The sequence below is a fragment of the Bacillus mexicanus genome (genome assembly GCF_050445615.1).
GTDB classification, from domain to species: Bacteria; Bacillota; Bacilli; order Bacillales; family Bacillaceae; genus Bacillus; species Bacillus mexicanus.
Genome location: NZ_JBCEYV010000027.1, coordinates 1 through 208, shown reverse-complemented (window position 1 = coordinate 208; position 208 = coordinate 1). Strand labels below are relative to the sequence as shown.

Genomic DNA, 208 nt, shown 5'->3' with positions numbered 1-208 from the left:
ACAACGCATAGGACGTGCTAACACATGCGTTACCACAGGATGTGGTGCATGTAGCAGGTGATCCTATATTCGAAGGAATGATCCTTCAAAACTAAACAAGACAGGGAACGTTCTGTTTATAAGACCCGAGGTCTTATATTCCGTATATATCCTTAGAAAGGAGGTGATCCAGCCGCACCTTCCGATACGGCTACCTTGTTACGACTTC

Annotated in this window: 1 rRNA gene; it reads right to left on the bottom strand. The window is 45.2% G+C overall.

From position 1 onward, the window contains the following. Positions 1-156: 156 nt before the first annotated feature. A 16S ribosomal RNA gene (locus tag AAGG74_RS23550) occupies positions 157-208 on the bottom strand; the annotation flags it as partial.